Genomic DNA, 17,693 nt, shown 5'->3' on the forward strand with positions numbered 1-17,693 from the left:
GCCCCGGTTCATCCCAAGGCGGAAAACCGTTTTCCGCCTCTTTGTGGAAAATCCTAATGAAGGGTTAACGCCGGTTTACCTCGTTCACAGGCCGAACGCCCCGCAAAGCCTTCGCCGTTAAGGTTTCATTAGGGATTGTCCACCGGCCGTATAATCCTGTTCCGCATCCCCGACGGCGTCTGGAGGCGCGTGGATATCCGCTTTTGTTCCGCCACAGCCGCCGCATTCATCCCCGCCGTTCCACCGCCCTACCTGCCACTACGAATCTTTTAATTCTTAACTTGATTAGGGATTGAGAGCGGGGGGCTGTGACCTTAATCGTCCGGCATGACCGATCCGACCCAGAACGCCGTTCAGACGCCCCAAGAGGCGCCGATGATGATCCGGGCTCTCCGAGGAGAGACGCTGGATCGGCCGCCGGTCTGGTTCATGCGCCAGGCGGGACGGTATCTGCCCGAGTATCGCCGGCTGAGGGCCGAGGCGCCGGATTTCATCAGTTTTTGCCTGAACCCGGAGATGGCCGCCGAGGCGACGCTCCAGCCGATGCGTCGGTTCGGCTTCGATGCGGCCATCGTATTCGCCGACATCCTGCTGATCCCCCAGGCCCTGGGTCAGGACGTGTGGTTCGAGACGGGGGAGGGACCGCGTCTGGGCGCCATGCCCATTCCGGGCCGGATGATGGAGTTGGCCGCCGGGGCGGGCGAGCATCTGTCCGCCGTGGGCGAAACCCTGTCGATCGTGCGCGCGGCGCTCGAGCCGGAGCGGGCCCTGATCGGTTTCGCCGGCGCGCCCTGGACCGTGGCCACCTATATGCTGGACGGCGAAGCCCGGACCATCGGCAAGGGCGAGCGTGCGGCGGCGCGGACCTACGCCTATGCCGATCCCAGGCGGGTGGATGAGACGTTGGAGGTCCTGGTCGAGGCGACGGCCCGGTATCTGAAGATGCAGGCCGACGCCGGCGCCCAGGTGTTGAAGATCTTCGAGAGCTGGGCCGAGGGCCTGCCCGACGATCTGTTCGAAAGGCTGGTCCTGAATCCCCACCACGCGCTTGTGAAGCGCACGCGGGAGTTGGGCGTCACCGTGCCCCTGATCGGCTTCCCACGGGGCTCTGCAGCCCTGGCGGAGCGGTATGCCCAGGCGGTCGAGGTCGATGCGGTCGCCCTGGACACCGCCTGTCCGCTGGAAGTCGGCAGACGGGTGCAGCAGATCAAGCCGATCCAGGGCGCGCTGGACCCCCTGCTGCTGCGCGCCGGGGGCGAACTGTTGGACCGCCGGGTGGATCAGCTGATGGAGGCCTGGGGCCAGGGGCCGTGGGTGTTCAACCTGGGTCATGGCATATTGCCCGACGTGCCCATCGACCATGTCGAACGGGTTCTGAAAAGGATCGGCGCCCAATGACCCAAACCCTGCCGGGCCGCCGCATCGCGGTGGTGCTGTTCAATCTGGGCGGACCCGACGATCAGGCTTCGGTGAAGCCCTTCCTGTTCAACCTGTTCAATGATCCGGCCATCATCGGCCTGCCGGGGATCGTACGGACGCCCCTGGCGAAGCTGATCTCCAGCCGGCGGGAGGCGAGCGCCCAGGCCAACTACGCCTTGATGGGAGGCGGGTCGCCCCTGCTGCCTGGAACCCGGCTGCAGGCTGAGGCCCTGGAGGCGGTGGTGAACGCCCGGTTGGCCGGGGACGAGGTCCGGGTCTTTATCGCCATGCGCTACTGGCGGCCGCTGACCGATCAGACGGCGGTCGAGGTGGCGGCCTTCGCGCCCGACGAGGTGGTGCTGCTGCCGCTCTATCCGCAGTTCTCGACGACGACGACCCAGTCCTCGCTGAAGATCTGGAACGAGACCTATGCCGGGTCGGGCGTCAGCCGGACGGTCTGCTGTTATCCTCGCGCCGACGGCTGGGTCGAGGCCCAGGCCCAGGCGATCGCATCCAAACTGGATGAGGCGGGCGACGGACCGGTGCGGGTGCTGTTCTCGGCCCACGGCATCCCGGAGAAGTTGGTCAGCGGCAAGGGCGACCCCTATCAGGAACAGGTCGAGACGACCGTCGCCGCCGTGGTCGCCGCCATCGAGCGCGACCGGGGCCCCATCGACCATGCCCTCTGCTACCAGAGCCGCGTCGGACCGATGAAATGGCTGGGGCCGTCCACGCCTGAGGCGATCGAACAGGCCGGCCGCGACGGGGTCGGGGTGGTCATCACCCCCATCGCCTTTGTCTCCGAACACATCGAGACCCTGGTCGAGCTGGACATCGAATACGGCGAACTGGCCCATGATAAGGGGGTCAGGCCCTATCTGCGCGCGCCGGCGGTCGGCACTGCGCCCGTGTTCATCGAGGCCCTGGCGGCGGCGACGATCGACGCCCTGGGCCGCACGGGGGTCGCTCCCTTCGGTCTGGGCTGTCAGACGGACTGGAAGGCCTGTCCCTGTCGTAACGAAAGGAGCGCAGCGTGAACCTGTACGATCTGGCCCGGGGCCTGCACATACTGGCGGTGATCGCCTGGATGGCGGGTCTGCTGTTCCTGCCGCGGCTCTATGCTTATGACGTCGAGCAGAACGCCAAGCCCGAGCCCCTGCGCGGCGAGATGCAGGCCCTGCTGAGGCTGTGGCAGACGCGGCTGCTGCGCATCATCCTGAACCCGGCCATGATCCTGGCTTGGGGCTTCGGCCTGTGGCTGATCCATATCGACGTCTCGGCGCGGGGGGCGGCGCTTCTGGCCGAGCCGTGGATGGTGGCCAAACTGATCGGCGTCCTGCTGTTGAGCGGCTGGCACGGCTTCCTGGCGGCGCAGCGCAAGAAGATCGCGGCGGGGACGTCGAAATATTCCGGCAAGTTCTGGCGGATGACGAACGAGGTCCCGTTCGTCCTGGCCATCATCATGGTGCTGTCGGTCACCACGGAGTGGACGTTCGGGTGAGCGGCTCCGCTTGACCTGACCTCTCGCCTGTGGTTCCGCTGGTGGTGAACCGTTCGGTCCGTCCAGCGGTCCCTCTCTTTTCGCGACGCCCGCCGGTTCGACCAGCGGGAGACCGTCGTGCCCCCCTTCGGCCGAAAGGCCAGACATTTCCAGAGACCTGACGCCGTGCGGTTCCGTGCGCGCGTCCGCGAGCCTGTATCATGACCGACGTCACCGACACTCCCGAGACCGAAATCGAGGCCGAAGCCCCGACCCATCACGGCGCCGCGCATGAGGCCGGCGAGGCGGCGGGCGCAGACTCGGGCGTGGACACTACGGCGGACGAGGATGAGGACGGCGAGCCCGTGGTGCCGAACGGCCGGATCACCCTGGCCGAGTTGAATGAGAAGACCCCGGCCGACCTGGTTGCCTTCGCCGAACAGCTGGAGGTCGAGAACGCCTCCAACCTGCGCAAACAGGATCTGCTCTTCGCCATCCTGAAGGCCCTGGCTGAGGAAGAGGTCGAGATCATCGCCGACGGCGTGTTGGAAATCCTTCCCGACGGGTTCGGCTTCCTGCGCAGCCCGGACGCCAACTATCTGCCCGGCCCGGACGACGTCTATGTGTCGCCGTCCCAGATCCGCCGCTTCGGCCTGCGCTCGGGCGATACGGTCCACGGCGCCGTGCGGGCGCCGCGCGAGGGCGAGCGCTATTTCGCCCTGCTGAAGGTCGACACCATCAATCTCGAAGACCCTGAGATGGTGAAGACCAAGGTTCTGTTCGACAACCTGACGCCCCTCTATCCGGAGGAGCGGCTGCACATGGAAATCCAGGATCCGACCCTGAAGGACCGTTCGGGTCGGGTCATCGACATCGTCGCCCCCCTGGGCAAGGGCCAGCGCTGCCTGATCGTGGCGCCGCCGCGGGTCGGCAAGACGGTGATGCTGCAGAATATCGCCAAGTCGATCGAGCGGAACCACCCGGAAGTCTTCCTGATCGTCTTGCTGATCGACGAACGGCCGGAAGAGGTCACCGACATGCAGCGGACCGTCAAGGGCGAGGTCGTGGCCTCGACCTTCGACGAGCCGGCCACGCGCCACGTCGCCGTCGCCGAGATGGTGATCGAAAAGGCCAAGCGCCTGGTCGAGCACAAGAAGGACGTGGTGATCCTGCTGGACTCCATCACCCGCCTGGGCCGGGCTTACAACGCCACCGTCCCGTCGTCGGGCAAGGTGCTGACCGGGGGCGTGGACGCCAACGCCCTGCAACGGCCCAAGCGCTTCTTCGGCGCGGCGCGGAATGTGGAGCAGGGCGGGTCTCTGACCATCATCGCCACGGCCCTGATCGACACCGGCAGCCGGATGGACGAGGTGATCTTCGAAGAGTTCAAGGGCACCGGCAACTCGGAAATCGTGCTGGACCGCAAGGTGGCCGACAAGCGCATCTTCCCCGCCATCGACGTGTTGAAGTCCGGCACCCGCAAGGAAGACCTGATCACGCCGAAGGACCAGCTGGCCAAGACCTATGTGCTGCGCCGCATCCTGAATCCGATGGGTCCGCAGGACGCGATCGAATTCCTGCTCGACAAGCTGCGTCAGTCGAAGAACAACGCGGACTTCTTCCAGTCGATGAACACCTGATCCGTCATCTGATGGTTTCACGTGAAACAGGAGGCACGGCGGCATGAAGGTTCAAATCGAGATCGATTGCACTCCGGCGGAGGCGCGCGCCTTTCTGGGACTGCCTGACGTCGCCCCGCTGAACGAGGCCATGGTGGCCGAGATGACTAAGCGGATGGAAGCCAATGTCGCCGCCATGCAGCCGGACGAACTGCTGAAGACCTGGACCAGTTTCGGCCTTCAGGCGCAGGATCAGTTTCGGCGGTTGATGGAAGCGGCGGTGAAGTGAGCCACAGGTTTCTCCGCAGTTGGAGAAGCCCCTGAGACCATGACCCAGGACACCATCTTCGCCCTCGCCACCCCGCCCGGCCGAGGCGCCATCGCCGTCTTGCGTCTTTCGGGGCCGGCCGTCGCGCCGACGCTGAAAGCCCTGGGCGCGGGGGGATTGAAGCCGCGGCTGGCCTCGGTCCGGGAGCTGAATCATGATGGCGTCGCCATTGATCAGGCCCTGGTCCTTCGGTTCGTCGGACCCCATTCCTATACGGGCGAGGACGCAGCCGAACTTCATCTGCACGGCGGCCGGGCGGTGGTCGAAGCGGCCAGTCGCGCCCTGATCGCCTTGGGACTGCGACCCGCCGAGCCGGGTGAGTTCACCCGCCGCGCCTTTCAGAACGGCCGGATGGATCTGGCCCAGGCGGAGGCGGTGGCCGATCTGATTGATGCGGAGACGGCGGCCCAGGCGAGACAGGCTCTGGGTCAGCTGGACGGGAAGCTCAGCGAGACCTACGCCGGTTTCCGTCGCGACTTGCTGAAGGCCCTGGCCCTGGTCGAGGCCGAGATCGACTTCCCCGACGAGGAGGTGCCGGACAATCTGGCGCGGACGGCGGGGCCTGTGCTCGAGCAGCTGGCGCGCGATCTGCACCGCGCCGTCGAGGACGGGGCGCGGGGAGAGCGGGTCCGGGACGGCTATCGCGTCGTCCTGATCGGCGAGACCAACGCCGGTAAGTCGTCGCTGTTCAACGCCCTGATCCAGCGCGAGGCGGCGATCGTCACGCCGATCGCCGGGACGACGCGCGATGTTCTGGACGCCGAACTGGTGATCGGCGGTTATGCCGTCACCCTGTCGGACACGGCTGGATTGAGAGACAGCGACGACCCGGTGGAGGCGGAAGGCGTGCGGCGCGCGCGGGCGCGCGCAGAGGGGGCGGATCTAAGGCTGTGGGTTCGAGCGCCCGGCGACGTGGAAGGCGTGGCGGCGAACTATGTTCGGCCGGGTGATCTGGTCGTGGCCAATAAGAGCGACCTGGGATCGGCCGATGTGGGCTCCCAAGGCTGGGACCAGATCGCCGTAAGCAGTCATACCGGCGCGGGCTTGGGCGAGCTTCATGACTGGATCGCCGCGCGATTGGAGCGGGATCTGTCGGGGGCGGACTTCCCAGCGACCACGCGCGAACGTCATCGGCTGCGGCTGAGCGAGGCTCTGGCCGACGTAAGGGCGGGCCTGGCGGCGCTGGAGGCCTCGCCTGAAATGGCGGGCGACGATCTGCGCCGCGCCGCGCGAGCCCTTTCACGCGTGACCGGCGAGATCGGTGTCGAAGAGGTGTTGGGCGAGGTGTTCTCCACCTTCTGCATCGGCAAGTAATACCGGTGTTTCACGTGAAACACCGTAAGTAGGACTACGTTCAGCGAACCCTGTCGTCACCGTCGCACGCTCTCGCCTCTGGCGAAATCTCCTGTTTTGGCCTATGTGGCGCGCATGATCCCCACAAGCGACTATTCGTTCGACGTCGTCGTCATCGGCGGCGGCCACGCCGGCTGTGAAGCCGCCGCCGCCTCCGCGCGCGCGGGGGCCCGAACCCTGCTTCTGACCCAGAAGTTGGAGACCATCGGCGAAATGTCCTGCAACCCCGCTATCGGCGGCCTGGGCAAGGGGCATCTCGTGCGTGAGATCGACGCCATGGACGGGATCATGGGCCGTCTGGCGGACGCCTCGGGCATCCAATTCCGATTGCTGAACCGGTCCAAGGGCGCCGCCGTTCGGGGACCACGCAGCCAGATCGACCGACGCCTGTATCGGGAAGCCATGCAGGCGGAGCTGGCCCAGACGGCGAACCTGACGCTGATGGCCGGCACGGCGGAGCGGCTGATCTTGGACGGCGACCGCGTCACGGGCGTCATTACCGGGGCAGGGGAGAGGATTCGAGCCGCTGCTGTCGTCCTGACGACCGGCACCTTCCTGAACGGCGTCATTCATCGGGGCGAGGAGCGTATTCCGGCAGGCCGGCACGGCGAGGCGCCGTCGACGGGTCTGGCCGTTGATCTGCACGCCGCCGGCCTGACCATGGGCCGGTTGAAGACCGGCACGCCAGCGCGACTGGATGGGCGGACCATCGCCTGGGACCGACTGGAGATGCAGGAGGCCGACGAAACCCCCAGCGCCTTCTCCTTTCTGACGGATCGGATCACCGTTCCTCAGATCGCCTGCGGCGTCACCCACACGACCGAACAGACCCATCGCCTCATCGCTGAGAACCTGAGCGAGAGCGCAGTCTATGGCGGGCGTCTGTCGGGGCGCGGCCCCCGCTACTGCCCTTCGATCGAGGACAAGGTCGTGCGGTTCGCTGACAAGACCAGCCACCAGATCTTCCTTGAACCGGAAGGTCTGGATGATCCGACCGTCTATCCCAACGGGATTTCGACCTCCGTATCCGAAGCCACCCAGCAGGCCTTCCTGCGGACCATCCCCGGTTTGGAGACTGTTGAGGTCTTCCGTTACGGCTATGCGATCGAATACGACTATGTCGATCCGCGCGAACTGACGGCCGCTCTCGAGGTCAAGAAGAGACCGGGTCTCTATCTGGCCGGCCAGATCAATGGGACGACCGGATATGAGGAGGCGGCGGCTCAGGGCTTGATGGCCGGCCTGAACGCCGCCCGAGCGGCGGCGGGGCAGGACGCTGTGATCCTGGGCCGTGACCAAGCCTATATCGGCGTCATGGTCGACGACTTGGTGACGCGCGGCGTCACCGAGCCCTATCGCATGTTCACCAGCCGGGCGGAATATCGTCTGACGCTGCGGGCCGACAATGCGGATCAGCGGCTGACGCCGCTGGCGATGAAGCTGGGGATCGTCGGCTCCGACAGGGCCGCGCGCTTCTCGGACAAGGCCGACGCCATGGCCTTGGCGAGCCGTGTTTCACGTGAAACGCTTTTTACGCCGAAAGAGGCCAACGCCCTGGGCATTCCCGTGAACGCCGACGGCCGTCGCCGCTCCATGCGTGAACTGCTCGCCTTTCCGGGCGTCACTCTGCAACAGTTCATGCCGACCATTCCGGCCATCGCGGACTGGACGCCTGAAGTCCGCGAGCAGATCGAAATCGACGCCGGCTACGCCAACTATCTCGATCGCCAGGCGATCGACGCCCAGGCCCTGCGCTCCGAGGAGGATCTGATCCTGCCAGCCGATCTCGACTATGGCGGCGTCGGCAGCCTGTCCAATGAGGTGCGCGAGAAGCTCAGCCGCATCAGGCCCCGCACTCTCGGCCAGGCGGGGCGCATCGAGGGCATGACGCCGGGCGCCCTGACGGCCCTGCTGGCCCATGTCAAAAAGTCGCCCAAGGTCGAGGCGGTCGCCTGATGCTGGAAGGGGAGATGGCCGCCTTCCAGCGCAAGGCCGGTGCTTCAGATGCGCAGATGGCCGATCTGGAGGCCTTTCGCCTGCGGTTGGGCGAGGCGAACGCGGTGATGAATCTCGTTGGGCCGGACAGCCTTCCGGATTTTTGGAACCGCCATGCCTGTGACAGCGCGCAACTGCTGCAAATGGCCCCTACGGCGCGCAGTTGGGCGGACCTCGGCGCCGGCGCGGGTTTTCCCGGCGTGGTCCTGGCGATCTTGCTGAAAGGACGATCGGACGCCCGGGTCTGGTTGATCGACAGCCTGGGCAAACGCTGCCGGTTTCTGCAGGAGGCGGTCGATGCCCTGGCCTTGCCCGCCACGGTGATCAACGGTCGCGCCGAGGATCAGACCATAAAATGCGACGTGGTGACCGCTCGCGCCGTGGCCCCAATGGAGCGGCTGCTGGGTTATGCACAGCCCTACTTTGAAAGGGGTGCACAAGGTCTGTTCCTCAAGGGGGAAAGGGTCGAATCCGAGTTGATCGAGGCCCGTAAATCCTGGCATTTCGAGGCTGAACTGGCCCCGTCGCAAAGCGACCCGCGCGGCCGCATCGTGACCGTCCGGAGTGTTCGTCGTGCCCGTTCCAAGCACTAACAAACTGCCTGCCCGTGTTCTCGCCGTCTCCAACCAGAAGGGCGGCGTGGGCAAGACCACGACGGCGATCAATCTGGGAACCGCCCTGGCCGCTATCGGAAAGCGGGTCCTGATCGTCGATATGGATCCCCAGGGCAATGCCTCGACCGGTTTGGGCGTTCCACGTGAAACACGCCGGGTCACCATCTATGATGTGGTGGTGGATCAGCGCGCCATCGAAGACGCCGCCGTCCAGACCACTGTTCCAGGGCTCTGGATCGTCCCTGCTGACGCGGACATGTCGGGGGTCGAGATCGAGTTGAGCCAGGCGGATCGGCGATCCTATCGCTTGAGGGACGCTCTTCGGCAACATGACGACGGCCCTACCGCGTATGACTATGTGCTGATCGACTGTCCGCCGTCGCTGAACCTGCTGACCTTGAACGCCATGGCGGCGGCGGATGCGGTTCTTGTGCCGCTCCAGTGCGAGTTCTTTGCGCTTGAAGGGCTCAGCCAGCTGATGCGGACCATCGACATGGTCAAACAGAGCCTGAACCCGTCTCTCGAAATCCAGGGGCTGGTGCTGACGATGTTTGACCGGCGTAGCGCCCTGTCGGGCCAGGTCGCCAATGACGTGCGCGCCCATTTTGGCGACAAGGTCTATGACAGCGTCATCCCGAGAAATGTTCGAGTCGCCGAGGCGCCGTCGTTCGGAAAGCCCGCCCTGATCTATGATCTCAAATGCGCCGGCAGCCAAGCCTATCTGCGCCTGGCCAAGGAAGTGGTGAAGCGCGAACGCCAGCGCCAGAAGCTGGCCGCCTGAACGGCCGCTACACGCCTGATTAGAAGAAGAAGCGGAACAGTATATTGGCTGAACGACAAAGAGGTCTGGGCCGCGGCCTGTCGGCCCTAATGGGCGAGACCATTGAAGCGCCGACGGCGCCCAACGCCGCCGTGCCTTCGGGCGTGCAGCGCGTGCCGATCGAGAGTTTGAAGCCCAATCCCGATCAGCCGCGGAAAATCTTCACCCAGGAACAGCTGGATGAACTGACGGCCTCCATCCGTGACAAGGGGGTGCTTCAGCCGATCCTGGTCCGCACCCATCCCAAGGAGGAGGGGGTCTGGCAGATTATCGCCGGTGAGCGCCGCTGGCGCGCTTCCCAGGCGGCCCGGCTGACGGAGGTGCCGATCGTCGTCCATGAAATGGATGACGTCGAGGTTTACGAAGTCGCCATCATCGAGAACGTCCAGCGCGCCGATCTGAATCCGCTGGAAGAAGCCGACGCCTATCGGATGCTGATGGAGCGGTTCGGCCGCACCCAGGATCAGGTCGCCGGCATCGTCGGCAAGAGCCGCAGCCATGTGGCCAACACCCTGCGTCTGCTGCAACTGCCTGAAGAAGTGCTGTGGTACGTACGGAACGGCAAGTTGACGGCCGGCCATGCCCGCGCCCTGGTGACGGCGCCCAACGCCGGCGCCCTGGCCGAGCAGGCCTATAATGAGGGGCTGAACGTTCGCCAGGTCGAGGCCCTGGCTCGCCGCGCCGCCGAGGGCCCCAAACCGGTTAAGGCCAAGCCTGCGCCCAGCGAGGAAGGAACGGCCGACGTCGCCGCCCTGCAACAGGATTTGGCCGACGCCCTGGGCCTGTCCGTTCAGTTGAACGACCGCGCAGGCAAGGGCGAGCTGACCATTCGCTACGGCTCCCTGGAACAGCTCGACGACCTGTGCCGTCGATTGATGCGCGGCTGAGCCCCGCGATGTGCTAGACAGGTGGAATGACCGATAATGTTCCGCCGCCAACCGCCGCCGAAAATCTGAAACAGGCGCTGGCCGCCAAAAAGGCGCGCCGGCAGGGCGGAGCGGGCCAGGGTTTCGCCGGTCCAGCCGGCGCTCCGTCCGCCGGCGACGAGCGCAGCGTGGCCGCCCGCAACATGGCCCTGGCCAAGCCCGCCTTCCGCAAGGCGTCAAAGCGAGGCTGAGCCGCAGCAGCCCCGCTCAAAGCCCCAGACGCTTAGCCCGTCCGGCGATCTCCAGCAGCAGGCGTTCGGCGATCAGCTGGTCGGGCATGCCGGTCGTCTTGGTGGCGACGTCGGCGGTGTTGACGCTGTCGAGCACCTCGTCCAGCGCCTCCAGACGCCAGGCGCGGGCCTGACGCAGCATCTCCGCCTCCTGTTTCCAGAAGACGCCCGCCGCCTTGGCCGCCTCCTTGGCGCCGGCCCCGTTGGCCTGAAGAATATTGATCCGCCGCAGCCGCCCCAGATGCAGGGCAGCGGATCGGACGGCCAGGACCGAGGATTCCCCCTCTGCGAAGGCGCGACGCAGACCCGCTTGAGCTGGGCCGGGCCGCCCGCCGAAGGCCTGGAGCGCGGCGTCGGACAGGGAGGCGTCCGGCTCGACCCCAAGATGCTGGTCCAGAAGCTCGCTGTCGATCGTCCGCCCGGAACCGGGACCGATGAACAGGGCCAGGCGTTCGATCTCCTGGCGCATCAGACCCCGCTCACGCGGCAGGCGAGCCACGAAACGATCGAGGGCGTCGGCGGTCAGACCCACCTTGTCGGCCGCCAGGGCCTCGCGAGTCATGCGGGCGACGTCGCCGGTCTCGTCTTCATAGCAGACGATGCCGACGGCGCCGGCCTCCTTCTCGGCGGTCTTGCGCAGGGCGGAGTCACGGCCCAGCTGGTCGGCCTCGACCACCAGCATGGCGTCGGGATTATAGCCGCCCTCGGCATGGATCTTGACGGCGGCGGCCACCGCCTTGTCCACTCCGGGTTTCAGCGCCGACAGCCGGATCCGCACCAGACGGCGCCCGCCCATCAGGGACATGGCCGTCAAGGCCTCTTCAAGCTTGCTTTCTTCGCTGTCGATGTCGCTGTCGGTCAGGACGGTGACGTTGAAAGGGTCGTTCAGGTCCGGGGTGATCGCCCTGCACAGGATCTCGGCCCGTTCGGCGACGCCCGACCGATCCTTGCCGTGGATCACCGCTGCTCGGATCGCCGGATCGGGCGCCTTCAGAAAGCGGTCGATCTCGGGGCGTTTGGCCAGAATCACCGGTTCGACAGGGCCTGCATCAGGTCCAGCCGGATCAGACGCGCCAGTTCGGCGGCCGCGCGTTCTTCACCGTCCTGCTGGGCGGCGATGGCGGCATAGGGCTGGTCGTCGGCGGCGTAGGTGGTGGTGACGGTCTCCACCCCGGTCGTGGGCGCGCCTCCCGCGATGGGCGTCAAGGTCCAGGTCGCCTTGACCGTCAGCTCATAGCGGGTGGCGGTGTCGTCGATCCGGCGCCCCAGGGGCCGCCGGTCCTGTTCGACACGGGTCGTCAGCCGGTAAAGCGGCGCGGCGGACCGGTCCGAGGCCAGGGCGTCCTCCAGCTGTTCACGCAGGCGATAGCCCAGTCGGTCGTCCTGGGCCGTCACCGCGATCCGGCGCAGGGGCGAGCCCACGCCCGGCTCGGCGTACATGGGCGTAAAGCCGCAGGCGGAGAGCGCCAGGACGCTTAGTAGGGCAAGGCTGGTTGGGACGCGCATCAGCCGGCCACCAGATTGACGATCCGATCCTTGACCACGACGATCTTCTTCACGCTCAGACCCTCCAGACGCGCCTTAACCGTCTCATCGGCCAGAACCAGGGCCTCGACCTCGGCCGGCTCCATGCCGCGCGCAACGCGGATTTCCGCCCGACGCTTGCCGTTGATCTGGATGGGCAGAACCACCTCGTCGTCGGCCGCGAGCGCAGCGTCCCACACCGGCCAGGGCGCGTCCAGAACCATCCCGTCCTCTCCCAGCCGGGTCCAGCATTCTTCAGCCAGGTGGGGGGTGAAGGGGGCGATCAGGCGCGCCAGGGCCGAGAGGGCCTGACGCTTGGCCTCGCCGCCCGCCTGGGCGCTGTCACGCACCGCGGCGACGAAGGCGTAGAGCTTGGCGATGGCCGAGTTGAAGCGGAAGCCTTCGACCCCCTCGGACACGGCCTTGATGGCCTTGTGGGTCTCTCGCAGCAGTTCGGCGTTGGCCTTGTCCTCGCCCGCGAAGCCGGGGTCATAGGCGTCGAACAGGCTCCAGGTCCGCTGCACGAACCGGCTGGCGCCCTCGACCCCGCCCGGCGTCCATTGCACGTCCCGCTCGGGCGGGCTGTCGGAGAGGACGAACAGACGGCCGGCGTCCACCCCGTGGCTTTCTAGGATTTCCTGAGGCGCGACGACGTTCTTCTTGGACTTGGACATCTTCTCGATGTCGCCGATCGACAGGCGGGCGCCGTTCGACAGGCGGGTGGCGACGCGCTGGCCGTCGACCGTCTCGACGCGGACGTCGGTGGGTTCGACCCAGCGCGGCTTTCCGACCTCGTCCTGGCCTTCAAAATAGGTCTCGTGGACCACCATCCCCTGGGTGAACAGGCCCGAGAATGGCTCCTTCACCGACAGCATGCCGGCGTCCGAAAGGGCGCGGGTGATGAACCGGGCGTACAGCAGGTGCAGGACCGCGTGCTCGACCCCGCCGATATACTGGTCCACCGCCAGCCAGCGGTTCGCCGCCTCGGTGTTGATCGGCTCGGCCGCCTTCGGGTCGGTGAAGCGGGCGAAATACCAGCTGGAGTCGACGAAGGTGTCGAGCGTGTCGGTCTCGCGCGTCGCATCCTGGCCGCACGACGGGCATTTGACGTGTTTCCAGATCGGATGGCGGTCCAGCGGATTACCGGGCACGTCGAAGGTCACATCCTCGGGCAGTTCGACCGGCAGCTGATCCGCCGGAACCTCCACCGGGCCGCAGGACGGGCAGTGGATGATCGGGATGGGGCAGCCCCAGTAGCGCTGGCGTGACACGCCCCAGTCGCGCAGCCGATAGATGGTCGCGCCCTGGCCGGTCCCGGCCGCCTCGACGCGGCGGATCGCCTCGGCCTTGGCGGTTTCGATGTCCAGTCCGTCCAGGAAGTCGGAATGGAAGATGGAGCCGGGGCCCGTATAGGCCTCGTCGCCCACGGCGAAGTCGTCGCCGGCGCCCTCGGGGCGGACCACCGGGATCACCGGCAGGTCGTATTTGCGGGCGAAGTCCAGGTCGCGCTGGTCATGGGCCGGGCAGGCGAAGATGGCGCCCGTGCCGTATTCCGACAGGATGAAGTTGGCGATCCAGACGGGGATTTCGGCGCCGGTGAAGGGATGCAGAACCTTCAGACTCGTGTCCCAGCCGATCTTTTCGGCCTGTTCGATCTCGGCCTGGGAGGCGCCGCCCTTGCGGCATTCGGCGATGAAGTCGGCGACGCGCGGATCGGCCTCGGCCAGTTGCTTCGAAATGGGGTGATCCGGGGCCAGGCCCAGGAAGCTGGCGCCGAACAGGGTGTCGGGCCGGGTGGTGTAGATTTCGACGCCGGTCTCGTGACCGGCGGGGGCTTGGCCGGAGAAGGCCCAGGTCATCTGCAAACCCTTGGAGCGGCCGATCCAGTTCTCCTGCATCAGCCGGACCTTCTCGGGCCAGCGATCCAGGGTCTTCAGCCCGTCGATCAGGTCGTCGGCATAGTCGGTGATGCGCAGGAACCACTGGTTCAGCTTGCGCTTCTCCACCACGGCGCCGGAACGCCAGCCGCGCCCGTCGATCACCTGCTCATTGGCCAGGACTGTGTTGTCGATCGGGTCCCAGTTGACCACCCCGTCCTTGCGATAGACCAGACCGCGCCGATACAGCTCCAGGAACCAGGCCTGCTGCTTGCCGTAGTATTCTGGATCGCAGGTGGCGAACTCGCGCGACCAGTCCAGCGACAGGCCCAGCAGCTTCAGCTGGTCCCGCATCTGGGCGATATTGTCGTAGGTCCAGCCCTTGGGGTGGATGCCGCGTTCCATGGCCGCATTCTCGGCCGGCATACCGAAGGCGTCCCAGCCCATCGGGTGCAGGACGTCATAGCCTTGCGCGCGCTTGGACCGCGCCACCACGTCGCCCATCACATAGTTGCGGGCGTGGCCCATGTGGATGTTGCCCGACGGATAGGGGAACATCTCAAGCACATAGTATTTCGGCCGGCCGGTGTCCTTGGTCACAAAGGCGGCGGCTTCGGCCCAGCGGGCCTGCTGGCGGGGTTCGGCGGTCTTGGGTTCGTAACGGGCCACGGTCGTCCTGAAGTCAAAAGGGCGCTGCCGCCCTCCCGGCTCACTAGCCCGAAGGACGACAGCGCCCAAGCAGATTTGCGCTCAAACCGCCCTCTGGGCGGCGCCATGCGCAAAAGGGTGCTCAAACAGCCCGAAGAGCGACAGCACCAAAAAAGCGCTCAAACAGCCCGAAGGGCGGTAGCACCTAAATGGAAAGCTAAAGCAGGCGTTAGCCTGCTTTAGCCCGCATTAGACAGGTTCAGCTGGCGCGCCTTGGTCAGGATGGCGTTTTCCAGGTCCGCCTCGGTCTGGGCGGCGACCGGAGCGGCGGTCCACTGACCGTCGGCGCCCTTGATTTCCTTGGTCACGGTCACGTTCAGCGCATCGGCGCGCAGGCGAGTGTCCAGGATGAAGACGGTGGCCTTGAAACGCTCGTTCGGCGTCTGGGGGTTGATGTACCAGTCATAGTTGATGACCCCGCCCCACGGATCGGCGGTCAGCAGGGGCATGAAGCTGAGGGTGTCCAGCGAGGCGCGCCAAAGATAGCCGTTGACGCCGATGCCCTGCTGCACGTCGGTCTTGGCCTTCTTTTTGCCGCCGCCGACGAAAGGAAGGCTGGAGCAGGCGCTCAGGGCCAAGCCTGAGACCAAGGCGACAGCGACGCCGCGAACCAGGGCCTTGTTGAGGCTCATCAAGGAAGTCTCCGTAAACTCAGGGACGTGAGGGCCCTCGCCCCCACGCGCGCGCGGCGTCGCTCTGACGGTCTGCGCCGTTGCGCTGTTCTATAACACGGGCAAAAGGGGCGATGACAAGGCGAACTCGGCCGTGAGACGTCGCGGGAGCGGTCTCGCGGCCGAGGAGACAACGGTTTTGGCCAGAATCTCGTGACGCTTGAGCCACATCGCGGTGCAACAATGCGGAGGAACCCCGCCCCGGCGCCAACGTTGCGTTGACCGGAAGCGCGCCCGGTGTCTAATCGCGGCGTTCACGGCCGAGGACGCCGGGGCAGGGTTGAAGGCGTCGCCGTCGGCGGCGTTTGAAGGGTTTGGAATGCGTTTCGGCGGTTTCTCGGCTGGACTGGTTGCGGCGACGGCTGTGCTTGCCGCCACGCCTGTGCTTGCCCAGAGCGCAGCGTCACGCAGTTCGAGCCTGTCCCTGTCGGAAGCCCAGTCGGCTCAGCGCCACGCCCCCGCGCAGCAGCGTCGCGGCCTGCGTCTGAACGACAGCGGACGCTGGGCACTGGATTTCAATCTGAACCAGCCTGTGGGCCGCGAGACGGACTGGGGAGACGTCGAAGCCGGCGCCTATTACCGGCTCAACGACCGTCTGCGCGTCGGCGCCGCTGCGGCTGTGGCCTCGCCGGAGGCTGATCCTGCCCGAGCGCCGGAAACCAGCGCCCGCACCCAGCCCCGCGTCCGTCTGGAAACAATCTTTAAGTTCTGACGCCGCCGAAGGCGGACTGGATCGTCTCCACCGCCGCCAGGCCGCAGGCGCCCGATCCCGTCAGCAGCGCAACCCGGTCCGGACGCAATCCACCCAGGGCGTAAACCGGAACCCCGGCGCGTTGGACCAGGGTTTTGAACGCCGGCGCCCCCAGGGCCGGCTTGGTCGCCGACGCGCCTCCAGCCGGAAAGACCGGCGACAGGATCAGAGCCTCCACGCTTGAAGCCGGCGGTTCGGCCCCGTGCCAGGCCGCCGTCAGCCGCCAGTCCGGGCGCCGTCTTCGCACATCGGCGGCGCGATCAGCGTCTCTCTCCGGCAGATGCAGGCCGTCGGCCGATACGGCGTCGGCAAGATCGGCGTCCTTTCCGACCAGAAGTTCAACCCCGGCCTCATGCGTCACGGCGCGCAGGCGACGGCCGATCTCGACCGCCTGATCGGCGCCGAAGGCGCGATAGACCACGGCCGATCCCGGCGGCAGGCGGGCCGCCGTCTCCCAGGGGCGGGGGGTGCGCGCCGGGTCGGTGAAGAACAGCAGCGGCGGCAGACGCGCCGCCGCCGGGCTGACAGAGGCGGCGGCGCGGTTTAGAGCGGTGGCCGCATCCCAGAGCATGCGCGCATCGTCGCTGTAACCGGCCGGCAGGATCATGACCTCTTCTTCTCCCGCTTCGGCGTCTCCGTCCACCGATGCCGCCGCAATCTCCGACAGGCTGGCCGTCGTCCGCGCCCGTATCGCAGAGGCCTGCCGTGCCGTCGGGCGCGATCCCGAAACCGTCGTTCTGACCGCCGTCTCCAAGACCCAGCCGCCGGAGGCCATCGCGGCCATGAGGGCGGCGGGCCAGAGGGTGTTCGGCGAAAACCGAGTGCAGGAGGCCCAGGGACGTTGGGCCGAGGGCCTGTACGGCCGCCCCGGCGGAGTGGAACTGGAGCTGCGTCTGATCGGGCCGCTCCAGACCAACAAGACCGAAGACGCCGTGGCCCTGTTCGACGTCATCGAGACCCTGGACCGGGAGAAGCTGGCGCGCACCCTTGCCGAGGCTGCGGCGAAACGGGGCCGATCGCCGCGTCTGCTGATCCAGGTCAATACGGGGGCGGAGCCGCAGAAGGCCGGCGTCCTGCCCGACGCCGCCGAGGCTCTGATCGCGACGGCGCAGAAGACCTATGGGCTTACGGTCGAGGGGTTGATGTGTATTCCGCCCGCCGATGAGCCGCCTGAACCCCATTTCCGGCTTCTGGCGCGGCTGGCCGAGGACAATGGCCTGTCGGTCCTGTCCATGGGGATGAGCGGCGATTACGAGACGGCGATCCGCTGCGGCGCCACCCATGTCCGGGTGGGAACGGCGTTGTTCGGGGAACGAAAACCATCCGAAACAGTCTCTAGGCCGTAACTCGACGTGAATTCGCACCCCCAAGCCTTGGC

At 66.6% G+C, this 17,693-nt stretch carries 18 protein-coding genes; 13 read left to right on the forward strand and 5 right to left on the reverse strand.

The window, feature by feature from the left end:
• The first annotated feature begins 327 nt into the window (after positions 1-327).
• From hemE to BSP_RS03085, 11 genes are all read left to right on the forward strand, one after another.
• On the forward strand, positions 328-1,398 hold the full coding sequence (gene hemE, locus BSP_RS03035) for a uroporphyrinogen decarboxylase (protein ID WP_152949256.1): 1,071 nt from the start codon (positions 328-330) through the stop codon (positions 1,396-1,398).
• Positions 1,395-2,456, forward strand: a complete 1,062-nt coding sequence (hemH, locus tag BSP_RS03040; RefSeq protein ID WP_152949257.1) for a ferrochelatase — start codon at positions 1,395-1,397, stop codon at positions 2,454-2,456. Before hemE ends, hemH begins: the two co-directional genes overlap by 4 nt.
• Positions 2,453-2,920: a CopD family protein gene (locus BSP_RS03045; RefSeq protein ID WP_054764412.1), complete on the forward strand. Its 468-nt coding sequence runs from the start codon at positions 2,453-2,455 to the stop codon at positions 2,918-2,920. Before hemH ends, BSP_RS03045 begins: the two co-directional genes overlap by 4 nt.
• Before the next feature lie 200 nt (positions 2,921-3,120).
• Positions 3,121-4,539 carry a transcription termination factor Rho gene (gene rho, locus BSP_RS03050; protein WP_054764413.1) on the forward strand — a complete coding sequence of 473 codons (1,419 nt, stop codon included), beginning with the start codon at positions 3,121-3,123 and terminating at the stop codon, positions 4,537-4,539.
• Between the two features lie 43 nt (positions 4,540-4,582).
• Positions 4,583-4,807, forward strand: a complete 225-nt coding sequence (locus BSP_RS03055; RefSeq protein ID WP_152949258.1) for a DUF6489 family protein — start codon at positions 4,583-4,585, stop codon at positions 4,805-4,807.
• A gap of 39 nt (positions 4,808-4,846) precedes the next feature.
• The gene (gene mnmE / locus BSP_RS03060) at positions 4,847-6,160 is read left to right on the forward strand and encodes a tRNA uridine-5-carboxymethylaminomethyl(34) synthesis GTPase MnmE (RefSeq protein ID WP_152949259.1); all 1,314 of its coding nucleotides are present in this window, start codon (positions 4,847-4,849) and stop codon (positions 6,158-6,160) included.
• Between the two features lie 114 nt (positions 6,161-6,274).
• Positions 6,275-8,155, forward strand: coding sequence for a tRNA uridine-5-carboxymethylaminomethyl(34) synthesis enzyme MnmG (gene mnmG / locus BSP_RS03065; RefSeq protein WP_152949260.1), 1,881 nt, complete (start codon positions 6,275-6,277; stop codon positions 8,153-8,155).
• Between the two features lie 14 nt (positions 8,156-8,169).
• Positions 8,170-8,787: a 16S rRNA (guanine(527)-N(7))-methyltransferase RsmG gene (gene rsmG, locus BSP_RS03070; RefSeq protein ID WP_227976025.1), complete on the forward strand. Its 618-nt coding sequence runs from the start codon at positions 8,170-8,172 to the stop codon at positions 8,785-8,787.
• 4 nt (positions 8,788-8,791) lie between these two features.
• Positions 8,792-9,589, forward strand: a complete 798-nt coding sequence (locus BSP_RS03075) for a ParA family protein (protein WP_227976096.1) — start codon at positions 8,792-8,794, stop codon at positions 9,587-9,589.
• Positions 9,590-9,633: 44 nt separating this feature from the next.
• Positions 9,634-10,515: a ParB/RepB/Spo0J family partition protein gene (locus tag BSP_RS03080; RefSeq protein ID WP_227976026.1), complete on the forward strand. Its 882-nt coding sequence runs from the start codon at positions 9,634-9,636 to the stop codon at positions 10,513-10,515.
• A 26-nt stretch (positions 10,516-10,541) separates the two neighbouring features.
• Positions 10,542-10,745, forward strand: a complete 204-nt coding sequence (locus BSP_RS03085) for a hypothetical protein (protein ID WP_152949262.1) — start codon at positions 10,542-10,544, stop codon at positions 10,743-10,745.
• Between the two features lie 16 nt (positions 10,746-10,761).
• On the opposite strand, the gene holA is transcribed toward BSP_RS03085, so the two are convergent.
• The 4 genes from holA to BSP_RS03105 all read right to left on the reverse strand — a co-directional run bounded on the left by holA (position 10,762) and on the right by BSP_RS03105 (position 15,525).
• Positions 10,762-11,814, reverse strand: coding sequence for a DNA polymerase III subunit delta (holA, locus tag BSP_RS03090; protein WP_054764417.1), 1,053 nt, complete (start codon positions 11,812-11,814; stop codon positions 10,762-10,764).
• Entirely contained in the window at positions 11,811-12,290 is a 480-nt protein-coding gene (lptE, locus tag BSP_RS03095) for an LPS assembly lipoprotein LptE (RefSeq protein WP_054764418.1), read from the reverse strand. Before lptE ends, holA begins: the two co-directional genes overlap by 4 nt.
• Positions 12,290-14,854, reverse strand: coding sequence for a leucine--tRNA ligase (gene leuS, locus BSP_RS03100; RefSeq protein WP_152949263.1), 2,565 nt, complete (start codon positions 14,852-14,854; stop codon positions 12,290-12,292). The genes lptE and leuS overlap by 1 nt, the downstream gene beginning before the upstream one ends.
• A 218-nt stretch (positions 14,855-15,072) precedes the next feature.
• Positions 15,073-15,525, reverse strand: coding sequence for a DUF3576 domain-containing protein (locus BSP_RS03105; RefSeq protein WP_152949264.1), 453 nt, complete (start codon positions 15,523-15,525; stop codon positions 15,073-15,075).
• Positions 15,526-15,883: 358 nt separating this feature from the next.
• Between BSP_RS03105 and BSP_RS03110 the strand changes: the two genes are divergently transcribed.
• Positions 15,884-16,276, forward strand: a complete 393-nt coding sequence (locus BSP_RS03110) for an NtrZ family periplasmic regulatory protein (protein WP_152949265.1) — start codon at positions 15,884-15,886, stop codon at positions 16,274-16,276.
• Here the strand turns inward: BSP_RS03110 and BSP_RS03115 are convergent.
• On the reverse strand, positions 16,266-16,922 hold the full coding sequence (locus BSP_RS03115; RefSeq protein ID WP_152949266.1) for a thiamine phosphate synthase: 657 nt from the start codon (positions 16,920-16,922) through the stop codon (positions 16,266-16,268). The two genes, BSP_RS03110 and BSP_RS03115, sit on opposite strands and share 11 nt — an antisense overlap.
• On the opposite strand from BSP_RS03115, the gene BSP_RS03120 reads away from it, so the two are divergent.
• Entirely contained in the window at positions 16,921-17,661 is a 741-nt protein-coding gene (locus BSP_RS03120; RefSeq protein ID WP_152949267.1) for a YggS family pyridoxal phosphate-dependent enzyme, read from the forward strand. The genes BSP_RS03115 and BSP_RS03120 overlap by 2 nt on opposite strands.
• The last annotated feature ends 32 nt before the right edge of the window (positions 17,662-17,693 follow it).

The organism is Brevundimonas sp. Bb-A (genome assembly GCF_009394735.1).
Taxonomy (GTDB): domain Bacteria; phylum Pseudomonadota; class Alphaproteobacteria; order Caulobacterales; family Caulobacteraceae; genus Brevundimonas; species Brevundimonas aurantiaca.

Coding starts and splice junctions, on each gene's coding strand:
- rsmG (WP_227976025.1), top strand. CDS start 8,170: ATGGCCGCCTTCCAGCGCAAGGCCGGTGCTTCAGATGCGCAGATGGCC.
- BSP_RS03085 (WP_152949262.1), top strand. CDS start 10,542: ATGACCGATAATGTTCCGCCGCCAACCGCCGCCGAAAATCTGAAACAG.
- rho (WP_054764413.1), top strand. CDS start 3,121: ATGACCGACGTCACCGACACTCCCGAGACCGAAATCGAGGCCGAAGCC.
- mnmE (WP_152949259.1), top strand. CDS start 4,847: ATGACCCAGGACACCATCTTCGCCCTCGCCACCCCGCCCGGCCGAGGC.
- hemE (WP_152949256.1), top strand. CDS start 328: ATGACCGATCCGACCCAGAACGCCGTTCAGACGCCCCAAGAGGCGCCG.
- hemH (WP_152949257.1), top strand. CDS start 1,395: ATGACCCAAACCCTGCCGGGCCGCCGCATCGCGGTGGTGCTGTTCAAT.
- BSP_RS03055 (WP_152949258.1), top strand. CDS start 4,583: ATGAAGGTTCAAATCGAGATCGATTGCACTCCGGCGGAGGCGCGCGCC.
- BSP_RS03115 (WP_152949266.1), bottom strand. CDS start 16,922: ATGATCCTGCCGGCCGGTTACAGCGACGATGCGCGCATGCTCTGGGAT.
- mnmG (WP_152949260.1), top strand. CDS start 6,275: ATGATCCCCACAAGCGACTATTCGTTCGACGTCGTCGTCATCGGCGGC.
- BSP_RS03110 (WP_152949265.1), top strand. CDS start 15,884: ATGCGTTTCGGCGGTTTCTCGGCTGGACTGGTTGCGGCGACGGCTGTG.
- BSP_RS03105 (WP_152949264.1), bottom strand. CDS start 15,525: ATGAGCCTCAACAAGGCCCTGGTTCGCGGCGTCGCTGTCGCCTTGGTC.
- lptE (WP_054764418.1), bottom strand. CDS start 12,290: ATGCGCGTCCCAACCAGCCTTGCCCTACTAAGCGTCCTGGCGCTCTCC.
- BSP_RS03120 (WP_152949267.1), top strand. CDS start 16,921: ATGACCTCTTCTTCTCCCGCTTCGGCGTCTCCGTCCACCGATGCCGCC.